This window comes from Citromicrobium bathyomarinum (genome assembly GCF_038594485.1).
Lineage (GTDB): Bacteria > Pseudomonadota > Alphaproteobacteria > Sphingomonadales > Sphingomonadaceae > Alteriqipengyuania > Alteriqipengyuania bathyomarina_A.
In genome coordinates this window covers 1-15,292 of record NZ_JBCFZG010000002.1, presented here as the reverse complement: position 1 = coordinate 15,292, position 15,292 = coordinate 1, and the positions used below count along the sequence as shown (strand labels likewise).

Annotated in this window: 19 protein-coding genes; 11 read left to right on the top strand and 8 right to left on the bottom strand. The window is 60.0% G+C overall.

Going from position 1 to position 15,292, the window contains the following annotated elements; translation table 11 throughout:
- Nucleotide 1: 1 nt before the first annotated feature.
- Together traL and AAG591_RS05280 are read right to left on the bottom strand one after the other, a co-directional pair.
- The gene (traL, locus tag AAG591_RS05285; RefSeq protein WP_011413152.1) at nucleotides 2-289 is read right to left on the bottom strand and encodes a type IV conjugative transfer system protein TraL; all 288 of its coding nucleotides are present in this window, start codon (nucleotides 287-289) and stop codon (nucleotides 2-4) included.
- Nucleotides 290-315: 26 nt separating this feature from the next.
- Entirely contained in the window at nucleotides 316-642 is a 327-nt protein-coding gene (locus AAG591_RS05280) for a hypothetical protein (RefSeq protein WP_011413153.1), read from the bottom strand.
- 588 nt (nucleotides 643-1,230) lie between these two features.
- Between AAG591_RS05280 and AAG591_RS05275 the strand changes: the two genes are divergently transcribed.
- From AAG591_RS05275 to AAG591_RS05265, 3 genes are read left to right on the top strand one after another with little or no spacing between them, the layout of a single operon-like run.
- Nucleotides 1,231-1,467 (top strand): hypothetical protein, encoded by a 237-nt coding sequence (locus AAG591_RS05275; protein ID WP_246449693.1) that lies wholly within the window; start codon nucleotides 1,231-1,233, stop codon nucleotides 1,465-1,467.
- Nucleotides 1,445-1,699, top strand: a complete 255-nt coding sequence (locus tag AAG591_RS05270; RefSeq protein WP_187336392.1) for a helix-turn-helix transcriptional regulator — start codon at nucleotides 1,445-1,447, stop codon at nucleotides 1,697-1,699. Before AAG591_RS05275 ends, AAG591_RS05270 begins: the two co-directional genes overlap by 23 nt.
- Nucleotides 1,696-1,833, top strand: coding sequence for a hypothetical protein (locus AAG591_RS05265; RefSeq protein ID WP_222823401.1), 138 nt, complete (start codon nucleotides 1,696-1,698; stop codon nucleotides 1,831-1,833). Before AAG591_RS05270 ends, AAG591_RS05265 begins: the two co-directional genes overlap by 4 nt.
- Before the next feature lie 980 nt (nucleotides 1,834-2,813).
- Here AAG591_RS05265 and AAG591_RS05260 read toward each other — a convergent pair.
- From AAG591_RS05260 to AAG591_RS05245, 4 genes are read right to left on the bottom strand one after another with little or no spacing between them, the layout of a single operon-like run.
- Complete coding sequence (locus AAG591_RS05260) at nucleotides 2,814-4,415, bottom strand: sulfatase-like hydrolase/transferase (RefSeq protein ID WP_230832776.1); 1,602 nt, start codon at nucleotides 4,413-4,415, stop codon at nucleotides 2,814-2,816.
- A 23-nt stretch (nucleotides 4,416-4,438) separates the two neighbouring features.
- Nucleotides 4,439-4,897 (bottom strand): hypothetical protein, encoded by a 459-nt coding sequence (locus AAG591_RS05255; RefSeq protein WP_230832775.1) that lies wholly within the window; start codon nucleotides 4,895-4,897, stop codon nucleotides 4,439-4,441.
- Nucleotides 4,894-5,526 (bottom strand): hypothetical protein, encoded by a 633-nt coding sequence (locus AAG591_RS05250; RefSeq protein ID WP_342529997.1) that lies wholly within the window; start codon nucleotides 5,524-5,526, stop codon nucleotides 4,894-4,896. The genes AAG591_RS05255 and AAG591_RS05250 overlap by 4 nt, the downstream gene beginning before the upstream one ends.
- A 3-nt stretch (nucleotides 5,527-5,529) precedes the next feature.
- Nucleotides 5,530-5,781: a hypothetical protein gene (locus tag AAG591_RS05245; RefSeq protein WP_230832773.1), complete on the bottom strand. Its 252-nt coding sequence runs from the start codon at nucleotides 5,779-5,781 to the stop codon at nucleotides 5,530-5,532.
- A gap of 114 nt (nucleotides 5,782-5,895) precedes the next feature.
- Here AAG591_RS05245 and AAG591_RS05240 point away from each other — a divergent pair, with 114 nt between their 5' ends.
- From AAG591_RS05240 to AAG591_RS05215, 6 genes are read left to right on the top strand one after another with little or no spacing between them, the layout of a single operon-like run.
- Nucleotides 5,896-6,516 carry a TetR/AcrR family transcriptional regulator gene (locus tag AAG591_RS05240; protein ID WP_230832772.1) on the top strand — a complete coding sequence of 207 codons (621 nt, stop codon included), beginning with the start codon at nucleotides 5,896-5,898 and terminating at the stop codon, nucleotides 6,514-6,516.
- Nucleotides 6,516-7,430 (top strand): formylglycine-generating enzyme family protein, encoded by a 915-nt coding sequence (locus tag AAG591_RS05235; protein WP_413775940.1) that lies wholly within the window; start codon nucleotides 6,516-6,518, stop codon nucleotides 7,428-7,430. The genes AAG591_RS05240 and AAG591_RS05235 overlap by 1 nt, the downstream gene beginning before the upstream one ends.
- Nucleotides 7,431-7,489: 59 nt before the next feature.
- Complete coding sequence (locus AAG591_RS05230) at nucleotides 7,490-8,386, top strand: haloalkane dehalogenase (protein ID WP_230832770.1); 897 nt, start codon at nucleotides 7,490-7,492, stop codon at nucleotides 8,384-8,386.
- Nucleotides 8,383-9,288: a haloalkane dehalogenase gene (locus tag AAG591_RS05225; protein WP_230832769.1), complete on the top strand. Its 906-nt coding sequence runs from the start codon at nucleotides 8,383-8,385 to the stop codon at nucleotides 9,286-9,288. The genes AAG591_RS05230 and AAG591_RS05225 overlap by 4 nt, the downstream gene beginning before the upstream one ends.
- A complete protein-coding gene (locus tag AAG591_RS05220) occupies nucleotides 9,289-9,699 on the top strand; it encodes a DUF1330 domain-containing protein (protein ID WP_230832768.1) in 411 nt (136 codons plus the stop codon).
- Nucleotides 9,699-10,349 carry a 2-hydroxychromene-2-carboxylate isomerase gene (locus tag AAG591_RS05215; protein ID WP_230832767.1) on the top strand — a complete coding sequence of 217 codons (651 nt, stop codon included), beginning with the start codon at nucleotides 9,699-9,701 and terminating at the stop codon, nucleotides 10,347-10,349. The genes AAG591_RS05220 and AAG591_RS05215 overlap by 1 nt, the downstream gene beginning before the upstream one ends.
- A gap of 60 nt (nucleotides 10,350-10,409) precedes the next feature.
- Here AAG591_RS05215 and AAG591_RS05210 read toward each other — a convergent pair whose 3' ends face one another.
- Nucleotides 10,410-12,173, bottom strand: coding sequence for an arylsulfatase (locus AAG591_RS05210; RefSeq protein WP_230832766.1), 1,764 nt, complete (start codon nucleotides 12,171-12,173; stop codon nucleotides 10,410-10,412).
- Between the two features lie 35 nt (nucleotides 12,174-12,208).
- Nucleotides 12,209-13,300: a glutathione S-transferase N-terminal domain-containing protein gene (locus tag AAG591_RS05205; protein WP_342529995.1), complete on the bottom strand. Its 1,092-nt coding sequence runs from the start codon at nucleotides 13,298-13,300 to the stop codon at nucleotides 12,209-12,211.
- A 162-nt stretch (nucleotides 13,301-13,462) separates the two neighbouring features.
- Between AAG591_RS05205 and AAG591_RS05200 the strand changes: the two genes are divergently transcribed.
- Both AAG591_RS05200 and AAG591_RS05195 read left to right on the top strand, forming a co-directional pair.
- A complete protein-coding gene (locus AAG591_RS05200; RefSeq protein WP_230832764.1) occupies nucleotides 13,463-14,155 on the top strand; it encodes a TetR/AcrR family transcriptional regulator in 693 nt (230 codons plus the stop codon).
- Nucleotides 14,152-15,292, top strand: a 1,141-nt coding sequence (locus tag AAG591_RS05195) for an FAD-binding oxidoreductase (protein ID WP_342529994.1), incomplete at its 3' end; no start/stop codon positions are given. The genes AAG591_RS05200 and AAG591_RS05195, both read left to right, overlap by 4 nt.

Sequence of the window (15,292 nt, the reverse complement as noted above, 5' to 3'; positions counted from 1 at the left end):
CTCAGCCCGCAAGCAGGCGGCAATGGGAGGGCGGCGTGGCTTTCAGCCCGAGGAAACTCCCCGGCAGATACCAGTAGGCAGCATGGACCAGTTTCGACCCGGCACCTGACGCCTTCGCCTTTCGAAGGGCGAACCAGGTGAGCCCGGACAGGGCTGTGCCGATGATGATGTGCTGCGCAAGGATGCCCCAGGCGAAAGGGACGAGCAGTCCCGCAAACTCGTCGATGGTCCAGAAGCCGATGAGCTCCGGATCGTCGAGCCGCCGTGGAACGAGGTATCTGTCGGCCATGCCGCCCTCCCGTCGCTAACCGCGGCTCAGATGACCGCGGTGACGACCGAGGTGACGATCGGCACGCCCGTGCCGACGCCGATCCCGACGCCCACCGGCACCGCGACCTGACCGAGAGCAAACCGTCCCGAAGCGAGCGCGATCAGGCCGCCGGCGAGGCTGAGGACCGTGATGATCTTGCCGCCCGACCCTTCGAGGAAGTCGGTGAATTTCTGCAGCGCCGGGTCGAAGGTAGTGTCGGCACCGGCATAGGCGGCACCGGCGCAAGCGAGCGCGATCGCGGCAGGAAGAATATAGTCGCGGGCACGAATGCCCTTGGCGGATTGGCGGGGAAGGGTGATTGCCTTGGTCATCGAGGAACTCCGTTTCGAACATGTGCAGCGATGCGTTCGCTGTATGTTCTTTCCTCGATTCCAAGGCCGGGTGTAGGAAAACGGAAACTGCCGCGCGCCGCATTCCGACCAAGAGAATTCGTCGATTTAGGATGAGTTGACCGGGTTTTGCGCGATCGATGCAGATCTTGCAGCCGAGACTACCGATTGTTGCGCCATCAATACCGCCATGTGAGATCGAGGGACCGGAATCTGCGCGAATCACATCGTCCGACGATGTGTCGATTTCCTATAAGTTCCTCATTTGTTCTTTTTACTTTCCTACAGTTTGACGCGTCGCATAGCCTGCTGTCGATTCGCTTGAGACAACCGGAAGCAGGTGCCATGACGCAAAGCAGACAGGACAAATGGGGAGAGGCATCGCGTGGCCTCGCTGCTTTTCTCGACCATGCCGTAGGAGAGAGTGGCAAGTCTCGGCGAACGATCGCCGCACAGACGAAGATCAACAAGGATGCGCTTCGACGCATTCTTGCCGGGACTAGGCCCGCCACGCTACAAGAGGCGCTCACCATACTCGACGCGTGCGGACACGCGCCTCGGACCTCCCTTATGCTGGCTCTCGCAGGCTATTCACAGCAGACGGTTGATTGGCAGAGCTCCGCTGTGCTGCAGTTTCTTGAAACCTTCATCAGCGAGCTGCCGGCCGCGTTGGATCAGGCCCTGGGTGAGCGGCTGCTCGATGTTAGACCGCGCTGGGCAAGGGGGGCCGCGCACCGCACCGCCGGTCTCCTGTCGGACCACCTCGCACAACTGGAGAGGCAGGATGAACAGAGCTTTGCTCTCTGAAACGGCGACCGAAGACCACACGGATGCGGAAGCGGGTGCTGGCGAGGCAGCGCCCGACCGGCTCATCCGTCTTCCCGAGGTCATGGCGCGCGTGGGACTGCGCCGAACTGCAATCTATCAGCGGATGCGCGAAGGTCGCTTTCCGCAGTCTCGCTCGCTTGGTCCGCGTTGCACAGTCTGGCTCGAAGCGGAAATCGACCGCTGGATCGAGCAAGTTTGTAGTCGAGAATGATTCTGCAAACCGAACTGCATTCCGCACCTTTTTTGCAAGCTGTCGAGCCGGCCCAAGAAGGACCGGCCCGCAGCGTGATGATGGAGGCTTTGGCGATCGTCCGGTTCCTCGTTCACCCTCTGCTTTTGGCATAAACGGGGAAGTGACGGGCAGCGCCGTAATTTTCCAAGGGTTTCATGGATTTCAGGACTATCAGTTCAGCATCGCTGATAACGAAATCGACGTCAGAGTTCGTCCGCATGTGCGCAGGCGTCACAGTCTTGGGAAGCGGCAGAAGTCCGAGCTGGAGCAGATATCGGATGGCCAGTTGAGGAACCGAAACGTCTTACTTCTCAGCGAGTTCAGCGATCTCCACACTGTCCAAGATTTCACCATGACCGAAGGGCGAAAAGGCCTCGGTCAGTATGTTTCGCTCCCGTGCATACGCGATCAGGTCGAACGGCGTGTGTAGCCGCATGCGTGCGCATGTGTTCGCCTGAAACCGTGGCATTTTTGGGGTATCGATGGGGGTATTTTCGGCCTCCGCGGAATCGGGCAATACCCCCACCTATGAACTTGCGGCGAGAAAAAGATTTTCATCCAACTGCAACGGCTTGTCGAAGCGATTTCAAGAACGGATCAATCAAAAGGTCCCAAGATCACCGCTGCGTTCGAGTCCCGCCTGAGGGATTCGAACAGCGGTGGCCGACTTTGGGGCAGGGGAGGACACAACCTTTTCATTCCTAGGATGGCCGCTTTGCGCCCTCATTCCCGCCATCCCAACCCCTTTGCCGATCACCCGAAAGCGGACATCGCTTTGCTGAAGCTCGAATGATGGCAAAGTTGGACGGTGCCGACAGTCCGGATTTAGAAGGCGATTGCGGTCAGCAGACGTTCGTACAGGTGGATCAAATCATCTCAGCAATGCGCCATTGTTGTTATCGGCATCAAAAGATTGCAACGACTTCAACATCCAAAAGGCGTGGCGGGTCAGTGTCTGCGAATTTAGGAGCGGCCTCTACAGCCGGAGCCATTTCGCGTGCCATACGCGCTATCGTGCCATACGCGCTATTAGGTGGAAAGAGGTGAAGGCCGCTGTAAAGGCGACGGACATGACCCAAACATCGCTGCGCGATCAGTTGGCCCAATAGACATATTCCTGATCCTTCTTCCACGGCGCATTGAGCGGAACGTCGATCCGGATCGCACCTTCGAGCAGGCCGGGCCAGAGCGGCTTGGGAAGTCCGGCATTTTGAGCTGCAATCAACTTGCGCAGTTCCGCCACGCGCGCGGGATCCTTGGCGGCCAGATTGACTTGCTCGGTCGGATCGATGGCGAGGTTGAACAGCCAGACCTTGTCAGGCCGCTTTGAAACCTGCAATTTCCAATCGCCTGCGCGCACCACGCGGTAGTCGCCAGAGCGCCAGAAGGTGATTTCGCGCTTCGGCCCGGCCGCCAGCAGGTTGAAGCTGTCCATCTTGCGATCTCCTGGCACGTTCGCACCGGTTGCCGCGGCGATGGTCGCAAACATGTCGAGGTGCTGGGCGACATCGTTGCGGACCGTGCCCGGCGCGATCTTGCCCGGCCAGCGCATCATCATCGGCACATGGATGCCGCCTTCGAAGAAAGTTCCTTTGTAACCGCGATAGGGCGTGTTGTGATCCTTGATGCCGGTATACCAGGCGCCGCCATTGTCGCTTGTGAAGATCACAAGAGTATTCTCGTCGAGCCCCGTGTCCTTCAGCTTTTGCATCACATCGCCGATCCGCCGGTCGAGCTGGCGGATCATCGCGCCATAGACGCGCTGGGTATGGTCCTTGATCTGCGGTAGCGCATCATAGTCACTTTTGAGCGCCTGCAGCGGGGTGTGCGGCGCATTATAGGCCAAGTACATGAAAAAAGGCCGGTTCTTGTTGGCCTCGATCGCGGCCAGCGCATTGTCGGTAAAATAGTCCGTCAGATGGCCCTTTGGGCGAAACCGCTGACTGTTTCCCCAATAGACGGCATGGGGCAGGTTCGCCCATAGGAAGCGGTCGATTGGATCCCATGGCAGCTTCGCGTTGACGACCTGGGGGTCTTCTTCGGCCATGAACAGATCTCCGCCCGAACGCATGCAAAGACTTTCGTCAAATCCCTGCGATGTTGGCCGTAATGGTTCGGCCTCGCCCAGATGCCACTTGCCGATATGGATATTGTGATAGCCCTTGGCCTTCAGCGCCTCGGGCAGCATGATTTCCGCATTGGGCACACCCATGTCGGCATAGGCAGGCAGATCGCGGTTCAGCTCTTCATGATAGATCGGTGGATAGGGTGAATCGCCACCACTATGAGCCAGGTTTGAAGCAAAGGCGGCTGGAACGGCGGTAAATTCAAAACCGAAACGCGTCGGATAACGCCCCGTCATCAAGGCCGCGCGCGACGGCGAACAGGTGGCATTGGCAGCATAGCCGTTGGCAAAGCTGACACCCTGCCTGGCTATTGAATCGATATTGGGGGTCGGCACAGCGCCACCAGCAACACCGCCGCCGTAAAGCGAGATGTCGTTCATCCCCAGATCGTCGGCGACAATCAGGATGACATTGGGCGGACGCTCGCCTGAAGGTGCCACCGCAGGACCCTGCGCCCAGCTGATCGGGCGATTCTCTGCAATGGGTTCCCGCCATTCGCCGATAATGCCGGGAAGGTAGATTTTATACTGCTGAAAACCCAGATAGCCAGCGCCGACCAGCAGCGCCAAAGCCCCGATCCATTTCAGCTTTTTCATGCAAGAATCTCCGGCTGGTGTAGACTCGATTGCCGCACTGACAGCCACAGAAACAGCAGAATTGCCGGCAGCGAAATCAGGCTGGCATAATGTTCGGGTGGGTGGTGGCCGTTAACGGGGAGGTGCTTCACCCAGCCTGACCAGCTGAGCAACAGGCGTTCGATCAGGCTGACCAACAGGAACAGCGGCACAAGCGCCCGGTAACGGAGCGCCACGATCAACGTGACGATCCCGTGCGCGATTTGCGTGGCCCCCGCCCAGGCGAACATCCCGAAAATCATTGTTGGATTGTGGCTCAGGTCCAGCCCCGCAATGGTGCCCGCGCCGCCATCGGGCAGGAAGCTGTGGATCATGCCCGGCACGATCCAGGCGACCCCGTAAAAGGCGAGAAACCAGGCTGCATAGCGCGAGCCGTGATACTGATCACTGGTACTCGGCGGTAGGAAGGCGCTCATCCCGCAAGGCTCAAAAGCGCGAGATGCGCCAATGCCGCGATCAATGCCAGCACCAGCGCCACCGTCACGCGCGGGCTGAGATAGAACGACACCACCCGCTGCGCCGGGAAGGAAAAGGTCGCAAGCGTACCGCGCAGCTTGTCCGGATGGCCCTCCATGAAGGCCGGGTCCATCACCAGCTTCATCATGTCGCGCCGACTGCGGTAACGCATCAGCCCGAAAATCGTCCAGCCTGGATCAGGTTCTGTGTTCCAGGCATCGACATAGCCGCCCACTTTGCGACCGACCATGCCGGGGTGACCGCCATTGTGCAACAGCACCGGCATAAAGCGTTTGGAATAGCGTTTGAGCAGGTCAAAGCCTTGAACCATCTGCCCGGTCTTCGGGTCTGCCACCTGCTCCATTTGCGCCTTGACCAGGTTCAGCATTACGAACTCGCGGCCGTCATCGGCTTCCAGAAATGCGCGCATGACCTCGGGGCTGTTTCCTGTGCCTTCGAACCGTCCGGCCATTTGCGCAAGAAACGCATCAATCTCCGCAGGCTTCAGCGGGCCGGACCAATTATCATACCAGAGCCTAAATGCTCCATAGGCCAGCAGGGCCGCGCCCCAGATGGTCAAGACAGCCATGGTTTAGCTCTCCCTCTTCTTGGAGCGCTCGGCATCGCGCTGCGCCTTTGCTGCCGCTTGACAGGCTGGTGACGTTTCTCTGATGTTCTTGATGAGACAGGCGCGAACCTTTTCGCGGCTAAAGGTACCCAATTCTGCAGAGCAAAATTGGCGGATGTCCGGCATGCATGCCTCGCGCACATTGTCCTGCGCCGACAGCGGTGCGGCAGATAGCAGCAGTGCCGTTGCCGCCAAAATCATCACCGGTTTTGACATTCTATCCTCTTCCAACAGCTCAGCGGAATGTTATTGGCATTAATTGTGCCAAAATATATTTGCAATCGCTTTTGTCGCTTGCACCATTTCCTGATTGCCGCAAAACACAGGCTTATGACCAACGGATCGCAAAAACTGGCATCACGCTCGACAGCACAACTGGCTGATGGTCGCCGCGAACGCAGCCGCTCGAGCCGCTCGAAGATCGTCGCCGCCTTGCTCGATCTGGTCGGCAAGGGCGATGTCTCTCCCAGCGCCGCCAAGGTGGCCGAGGTCGCCGGGGTGGGGCTGCGCTCGGTGTTTCGGCATTTCGAGGACATGGACGCGCTCTACCGCGAAATGGGCGAAGTGATCGAGGCAGGGATCCTGCCGATCCTGCTCCAGCCGCCGATCGGTGCGACCTGGAAGGACAAGATCTTCGACCTGGCCGAGCGCCGGGCCAAGGTCTTCGAAACGATCATGCCTTACCGCATTTCAGGCAATCTCAGGCGATTTGAATCGCCCTATCTGATGCAAGATTACCGGCGAATGCTGCGCCTTGAGAGCGAATCGATCGAGGCGCATTTGCCGCAGGCAGTCCGGGCCGATACTGCTGGCGCGCGCGGACTGAACGTGATCCTCAGCTTCCAGACCTGGCGGCTGCTGCGGCATGATCAGGAACTGCCGGTTGAAGAGGCGAAGGCTGTCGTGCGGCGTTTGCTGGGCGATGCCATGGCCGGAATGCTGGACGATTGATGCAGCGTCTCGCGGTTGTAGTTGCTCTGGCGTTGCTACTGACTGCATGCGGAGATGCAAGCGCTCCGCCGAGCGCATCGTGCGCCGGTCTGCCAGACAGCAAAATGGTCTGGGTGCCCGGCGGCAGCTTCGTAATGGGCGATGATTCGCATTATCCCGAGGAAGGGCCGCCGCGCAGCGTCACCGTCAAGGGATTCTGGATCGACGCACATGAAGTGACCAACGCCGAATTCGCAGCCTTTGTGAAGGCGACCGGTTACAAGACCATGGCCGAGCGAAATCCGCCCAAGCTTCCCGGCGCACCGCCCGAGATGCTGGTCCCTGGGTCTGCGGTGTTTAACATTCCGTCACAAGAGGAACCGCGCTGGTGGCGCTGGATCGCTGGCGCACAATGGCGGCATCCTGCGGGGGTGCAGGAAAGCATTGCCGGGCGAGACCGCAAACCCGTTGTCCAGATCGCCTGGCAGGATGCAGAGGCCTATGCGCAATGGGCGGGCAAGCAATTGCCGAGCGAGGAGCAATGGGAGTATGCCGCGCGCGGCGGCGCGGCGGCGCTGCCGGAGCCGGTTGATGCGAAAGGCCAGCCGCAAGCCAATTACTATCAAGGCATCTTTCCGGTCAAAAATCTGAACACCGACGGCTACGTCGGCCGCGCGCCGGTGGGCTGTTTCAAGCCGAACGGCTTCGGTCTCTACGATATGATCGGCAATGTCTGGGAATGGACCAGTGCCCAAGGATCACGCGCCGACGCCAGCGAACCGGTCAACGTCATCAAAGGCGGCTCATACCTGTGCGCTGCCAATTATTGCGCCCGCTATCGCCCCGCCGCGCGGCAGTTCCAGGAACGCGGGCTGGGCACCGACCATATCGGGTTCCGGCTGATAGACGGGACGAAGGCTGGGCCTGCTTCTTGACCTGTCTTTGGTAATATGGCACTTATAGTGCCAATAATATCAATCTTAGGGGAGACCTAGTGAAAGTCCTACGCACGCCCGATAGCGCCTTTGCGGCTATCCGCGATTTCCCCTTTGCGCCGCACTACCTGGAGATCACCGATCCCGATGAAGGCACCAAGCTGCGCGTGCACTATGTCGATGAAGGGCCGCGCGATGCGCCGGTGGTGCTGATGATGCATGGTGAGCCGAGCTGGTGCTATCTTTATCGCCATATGATCGGCCCAGTGGTTGCGGCCGGATTTCGCGTGGTTGCGCCCGACCTGATCGGCTTTGGCAAATCGGACAAGCCAACGAAAAAGACTGACTACAGCTATGCTCGCCACGTCGGCTGGATGCGCCAGTGGATCGAAGCGCTGGACCTGACGCGGATGACGCTGGTTTGCCAGGACTGGGGCTCGCTGATCGGCCTGCGCCTTGTCGCGGAAATGCCTGATCGGTTTGCAGGCGTGGCGCTGTCGAATGGCGGCCTGCCCGAAGGCGGCAGCCCGCCGCGCGCCTTTGCGATCTGGCGGGCGTTCTCCAAATGGAGTCCCGTCTTCCCGATCGGCCGCATCGTCAACGTAGGGGCCAAACGCGCGCTCAGCTCTGCGGAAATCGCAGCTTATGATGCACCGTTCCCGGACAGCAGCTACAAAGCCGGTGCTCGGATATTCCCCAGCTTCGTCCCGTTTGAAAACAATGTCGCGATTCCCGACCAGAAGCGCGCGTGGCAGGTGTTCGAGCAATGGCACAAGCCGTTCCTGTGCTGCTTCAGCGATGGCGATCCGGTGACCCGCGGCGGCGAAGCCCGGTTCATCGGCCGCGTTCCCGGCACCAAGGGCCAGCCGCATTGCACCTTGCACGGCGGCCATTTCATCCAGGAGAACGATCCGCAAGGTTTCGTCGATTGCATCCTGAAAGTAGCCAAGCTTTGAAGGTCCTGCGCACCCCTGATGCCGCTTTCGCCGACCTCACGGATTATCCCTTCGCGCCGCATTACCTTGAGGTTGAGGTGCCAAGCGCACCGCCTATGCGCCTGCACTACTTGGATGAAGGGCCAAGACACGCCGCGCCGATCCTTTTGCTCCATGGGGAGCCGACCTGGTCCTATCTCTATCGCAAATTCGTACCCCCGCTCGCCGCGGCTGGCCACCGCGTGCTGGCACCCGACCTGATCGGGTTCGGCAAATCAGACAAGCCCGCTGAGGGCGCCGACTATAGCTATGAACGCCATGTCGCCTGGATGAGTGACTGGCTGACTAAGCTTGATCTGCGCGATATCACGCTGTTCTGTCAGGATTGGGGTGGGTTGATCGGGCTACGACTGGTCGCGGCTTTCCCCGATCGCTTTGCCCGGCTGGTGATTTCAAACACCTACCTGCCAGAGGGCGAAAGCATTGGCTCAGGGTTCGATGCCTGGCGCACATTCAGTCAGGCCACTCCCGAATTCAAGACCGGCCGGATCGTCGATGGCGGCTGCGTTCGCGGACTCAGCAGCTCCGAGGTGGCCGCGTATGATGCACCTTTTCCTGACGAAAACTATCAGGCGGGCGCGCGCCAGTTTCCCGTGCTGGTGCCGGTAACGCCGGAACACGCATCGGTCGCGGAAAACCAAGCGGCATGGGCGGTGTTGGAAAGCTTCACAAAGCCGGTGGTCACTTGCTTTGGCGAACAGGACAAGGTGCTTGGGCATCTCGATGCCGAAATTCAGCGGCGGATCCCCGGAGCCAAGGGTCAGCCGCATTGCCGGATCGAGGCCAGCCATTTCTGTCAGGAAGATCAGCCCGAGCGGCTTGTCGACCTGATCCTCAAGTTTATCGCTGCACAGGAGCCCTGAATGAAAGTCACCAACCTGGTCCACCCCAGCCCCGAACAAGCCAAGGCCTTTTTCGGCGGCGCTGAAGACGGGCCGATGTGTATGGTCAACCTGCTCAAGTTCAAGGACAAGGCCACCTATGCTGACGGGTCCGAGCCGGAGCTTCCGGGGCGCGATGCTTATCTGCGCTATGGCGCGGGGGTCCAGGCCTGCCTCGCCGCTGTTGGTGGCAAGGCGCGGTTCTCCGGTATGGTCACCGACCTGATGCTGGGTGAGGTGGAAGAGCTGTGGGACATGGTCGCGATCGCCGAATACCCCTCGCGTGCGGCAATGCTTAAGATGGTTCAGTCGCCTGAATATCAGGCGATCACCAAGCACCGCGATGCCGGGCTTGCAGGCCAGCTCAATATACGCACAAAGGCGATCGGCTGATGACCTTCACCTACGACCTCTATTGGTCTTTTCGCTCACCCTACAGCTATTTCGTGATGAAGCGGCTGGTCGAGCTGGAGCGTGATTATGACGTCGCTTGCAACGTCCGCGTCGTCTATCCCATCGCGGTTCGCCAGCCCGATTTCTTCGACAATAACGATCCGCTCTGGATCCAGTATTTCATGCGCGACATCTTCCGCTGTGCTGAGTTTCTGGAGATTCCGTTCTCCTGGCCAAGCCCCGATCCGGTGGTGATGGACATGGCGACGCGAAAGTATCCCAAGGAACAGCCCTATATCTACCGCCTCACCCAGCTTGGTCAGGCTGCGACTGAAGCGGGCAAGGGCCTAGCGTTCCTCGATGAAGTGAGCCGCACCATCTGGGGCGGCGAAGTGAAGGGCTGGCATGAGGGCGATCACCTCGCCAAAGCCGCTGAGCGCGCGGGCCTCAACTTGGCCGAGCTCGACGCCAAAATCGCCACTGACCCCGATCATTACGACAAGGCGATCAAGGCATCGCAAGATGCCCAGCGCGAAGGCGGTCATTATGGCGTCCCTCTGATGGTGTTCGATGGAGAACCGTTTTTCGGGCAGGACCGGTTTGATCAGATGAAGTGGCGGATGGAGCAAAAGGGACTAGCGATACGGTGACCGAAGTTCTTCACAATAGGGCACGCCCTGCCGCCGAGGGATGAACTCGGCCCGCAAAGTTTAGCTTGGCGATGCCCTTCGCCGTCGTCTGCGCCACCAGATCAAGGCCGCAATTGCTATCACCAGTACCGCAGCAACTGGCCACAGCTTGAGCAACCGCGGTATCAGCAAAGTCCGCAAGGCATTGGCGGTAATCTGGCTAGGCGCCGTGTAGCCTTCGGGCATCGGCAGCACCTTGTTTGCCTTGGCAAAGGCGACATAATCGTCCTGCATAACGGCAAAGCGTTTCGGATCGGAGCGCGACAAATCATTGGTCTCTCCCGGATCTGCGGTGATATTGTAAAGCCGCCATCGGCCATCACCATAGGGCGGCAGGTTTTTGACCAGCTTGTAATCGCCCTTGAACAGCACAGCGTTGCCCGACAATTCATACCCCAATGGCCGATCCGTAGGATGGACAGTGGATGCAGTGCCCGTGAGCATTGGCGATAGGTTCAACCCGATCATTGGCTCGACGCGACGTCCGGCAAAGCTGCCTTGCTGCGGTGCGACCCCGGCGAACGCCAGCAAAGTAGGCGACATATCGGTGACATGCGCAAAGCCTGCCGCAACGCTGCCGCCCTTGATCGCCGGGTTGCCCGGCCAGGCTATGATCATCGGCACACGCAAGCCCCCTTCGCTCGCGGTAAACTTGTATCCGCGCAGCGGCGAGACGGAAGCACTGGCAAAGCCTGCGCCTTGTGCGGTCAGCGAACCCGGGCGTCCCTGTTGGGCGATGCTTTGATCATATTGAAGATTGGTGTTCCAGCGCGCGAATGCACTCATCGCCATCGGGTCCGTAGCTTCGGCACCATTGTCAGAAAGAAAGACGAAGATTGTATTTTCATATGCGCCGATGGCCTTCAGATGCGCGATCAACCGGCCGATTTCGCGGTCCATCGCCGTGCCCATGCCAGCATAGGCCGCCATCGCCCCTGCGCGCTGCCGCCGTTCCAGTGGCGACAATTTTGACCAGTCTCCGCTTGTGTCCATGGTCCCCATTGCAACACCCCCGGGCATCACGCCCTTGGCAATCGCAGCGGCGCGGCGTTCGTTGCGCAGCGCGGTCCAGCCCGCCGTGTAGCGCTCGGCATAAGCCGCTATGTCAGCATCGGGTGCCTGCACCGGAATATGGTTCGCGATGAAATTGACCGATGCCAGAAAGGGCTTTCCGCTCGACCTGCCGCTGTCGATATAGCTGATCATCTTATCGATAATGAGGGTCGAGGAGTAGAAGCGCGTGGGCAGTTTCGCCGGCTTTCCATCCTCACTCCATTCGGTCTTGTCATAAATCAGCAGGTTGGGTTTATCTTCAAAATTGTCGGCGCCCGATTGTGCGAGCGCGAGAGCGTGATCATAGCCGCGCGCGGTGGGCAAGGTATCGGGCGTGTGGCCCAAATGCCATTTCCCGGTCAGATAGGTGCGGTAGCCGCCAGCACGCAGCTGGTCAGCAATCGTCACTACGCGGTTGTTGAGTTGCGCTTCATAGCCGGGCCTACCCAAATGTTCCGGCGGGATTGTCTCTGGCATATTGCCAAGGCCAGCGCGGTGGTTGATCACCCCCGTCTGCAGCATCGCCCGCGTGGGAGAGCAGGATCCTGCCACATGGAAGTTCGAAAAGCGCACGCCCGTGGCAGCAAGCGCGTCGATATTGGGCGTCGCAATCTCGCCGCCAAACGCCCCGACATCAGTAAACCCCCAATCATCTGCAAGGAGGATGACGATATTGGGGCGCTTCGTCGCCGTGGCCTGGGCGCCGAGCGTGAAAGGGTTCAGCAACGCCAAGGCGGCCAAGGCGGTCGCCGGACACTTCATCCTCATTACCTCAGCAGAGCGTCGAGACACCCCGCCTCCGCCAGCAGCGGATCGACCTTCGCCCGCGCCGCGCTGTCCAGTGCCGCGTATCGCGCGCGCAAATCCGCCAGACATTTGACCTGATATTTGAACACGCCCTGCGTGTACGGCAGGCCCATGGCGGTGATGCTGAAGGTCTCTTTGCCCGCTTCGATCGCGGCAGCGTTGGCGAGGAGGAAGGGCATGTAGATTTCGCCCACCTGTTTCAGCCAGGCGGTGATGATCGGCGCAAAGGGCGCGTCCGCCGCATCCCATTCGCCTTCGATCCCCGACATATCGTCGATATGGAGCAGCCAGCGATAGCTATAGGGATAGTTCTTGCGCATCATCGCCTGCGCGGTCGGGTCAACGCCGAGCTGTGACAATTGCCCGTACATGCCGAATTCGGCGAGGCTGGGGCGGGTGCCGAACAGGAAGTGGCGGTCAACCACATGCGCCTCAAGCGCGTCGAGCAATGCGTGGGTCGAGGCCTCGATCAGCGGGAAATTTTCCTGCGTGCAGCCGACAATCGCCATCCGCCCGACCTGCCGCGCGCGGAATTGTTCGGCAAAGCCCTGGCTCTGCTGCAGCCCGCCGCCCTTCATCGCATCGAACGCCAGCCAGCGGCTCATCTGGATCTGGTCCACCTCCTCCAGCCAGCGATAGCCGAACATCGCCTTGGTCACCCACTCATCGGCAAAGTCTTCGATCAGGTGCGCGATAAAGGCGCACGCGGGATCAGGCGGGACAACCGATCGTTCGGCGTGCCGCGCCTCCAGATCATAGATCAGCGGCGTTGAATCATTGTGGAAGTTGCCATCGGGATATTCCATCACCGGGATGACAGGAGCCCTGACCTTGGTCAGCGCCTCGCGCGAGTCCGGCCCGTGGACCCAAAGATGCGGGATGCGGCGATAACGCATCAGCGCGCGGATTTTCATCGAATAGGGCGAACCGAGTGCGCCGTTGATTGTGTACATTGGGGTGGTGCCTTGTTTCATTTTGTCGCGGGTCAACTGCGCCATGCTTTTGATGCCCTTGGCCTCCAGACCCGCGATGACGACATTGCTTACCATCATACGTATCGCGAAATAATGACACCATCAATGCCATATTGTCCGCTAGGCGGCATCAAGCCACCTCTTCGCCAAAATCTGGAGCATTCAAGGCATGGGATGAGCACCGCAAATCCCAATCGCATATATTGACAGTATGTCATTAATGACATTATGTCATTTGTTATGATGCCCACCTTAGAAAGCCGCTCCGGCACAAAGCGCGAGCGAACCCGCGATCAGTTGCTGATTTCCGCCCAAGCCCTGTTGATGGAAGCGGACGCGGCAGCACTTGGCCTTCGTCAGATCACCGCCCATGCCGGTCTGGTGCATGCGAGCTTCTACAATTACTATCCCGACGTGGCCGCGCTGATCGGCGATCTGGGCGAGTTGCTTGGCGCCACGCACGCGGCGGCGATGGCGATACACGGAAATGACCGTGACGACCCGGCCGCGCGTTTTGCGCGGATCACCCGTCAGACCTTACGGATCGTGGCCGAGCAGCCCGGCTTCGGAAGGTTGATGTTTGACGTTGGCTTGCCGTCTGACCGGTTGGGCGCCGAGTTGCGGTTGCGGTTGAAAATGGACATTGAAGAGGGCGTCGCGCGTGGTCTCTTCACGGTGGCTGACGTCGATCTTGCTACCTCGATAGTCGCAGGCGCAATTACGGGGCTGGCACTCGATCTGCATCGGGGCACCTTGGGTTTCGCCAAGATTGATCCGGCAACCGCCCAGCTTCTGACATATTTGGGTCTCGATGCAGCCGAAGCGAAGCGGCTGGCGCATGCGGCCTTTGATTTTCCGCCCCCACCCGAATTGCCGATGCGCTGGCTGGCGCTGCCTCCATCCCCGCAATCACAAACAGGAGACATGCGATGAAGCGCACAGCGAGCCGGGGCGTCGTGATCGACAAGGGCTCGCCGGATTTTGACGCGGCGCTGCTCGGCACCAGCTTCAATGCGCAAGACCCGGGTCGCCGTCCCGATCGGATCGTGCAGGTCAATGACGTTGAAGAGGTCATCGCAGCCGTGAAGCGCGCGCATGATGAAGGCCTGACAATCGGCATCTGTTCGGGCGGGCATAGCTGGGCGCAAAACCACATCCGCGATGGCGGGATGCTGCTCGAAATGTCGCGATTGAACGGCATTGCCATCAACGAAGCTGACGACACCGCGGTCATCGGCCCGGGCTGCCTTGCGGGTGAACTCAATGCCGCGCTGGCCAAGCGCCGCCTCTTCTTTCCTGTCGCGCATGCCTATACTGTCGGCATGGGCGGCTTCCTGCTGCAAGGCGGCTTTGGCTGGAACAGTCGGGCGTCGGGGCTTGCGTGCCAGAGCGTCATCGGCATCGATGTCGTTCTCGCCGATGGCACCTTGGTGCATGCCAGCGAACAGGAAAATCCGGAATTACTCTGGGCCGCGCGGGGCGCTGGGCCAGGCTTTTTCGGTGTCGTGGTTCGCTTCCATCTGAAGCTCCACCGCCGACCCAAATTTGTCGGCTTGAAGCTGCAGATTTTCCGCATGCGCCATCTGGAAGAGGTGATGGCCTGGGCAGATAAAGCGGGACCGGATGTGTCCCCTTCGGTCGAATTCCAGCTGGTGTTCAACCGGCGGGCGACCGGAATCTTTGCGCATGGGATCGAAGTCCTGGCCCCGGTGCTTACCGATCGCTGGAGCGACGCGCGCGAGGCGGTAGCGTTCATCGACAGGAGCCCGCTGCGCAAAAAGGCCAGCCTGACCCTGCCGCTGATGCCAATGTCGCTCAACATGATGATGAAGACCGGCGAAAAGATGCTGTTTCTGCCCAACACCCGCTGGACCGCCGACAGCATGTGGATGAATGATCCGATCGATCCGATGCTGCCCGCGCTCCGCAAGATTGCAGACAGTCAGCCGACCGCACCCAGCCATGCCTTATGGCTCAACTGGAACGCACCGCCGTCGCGACCCGACATGGCCTTCTCACTTGAAGCGCGCACCTATCTCGCGCTTTATGGCGGGCTGCGCGGCAAGGCGG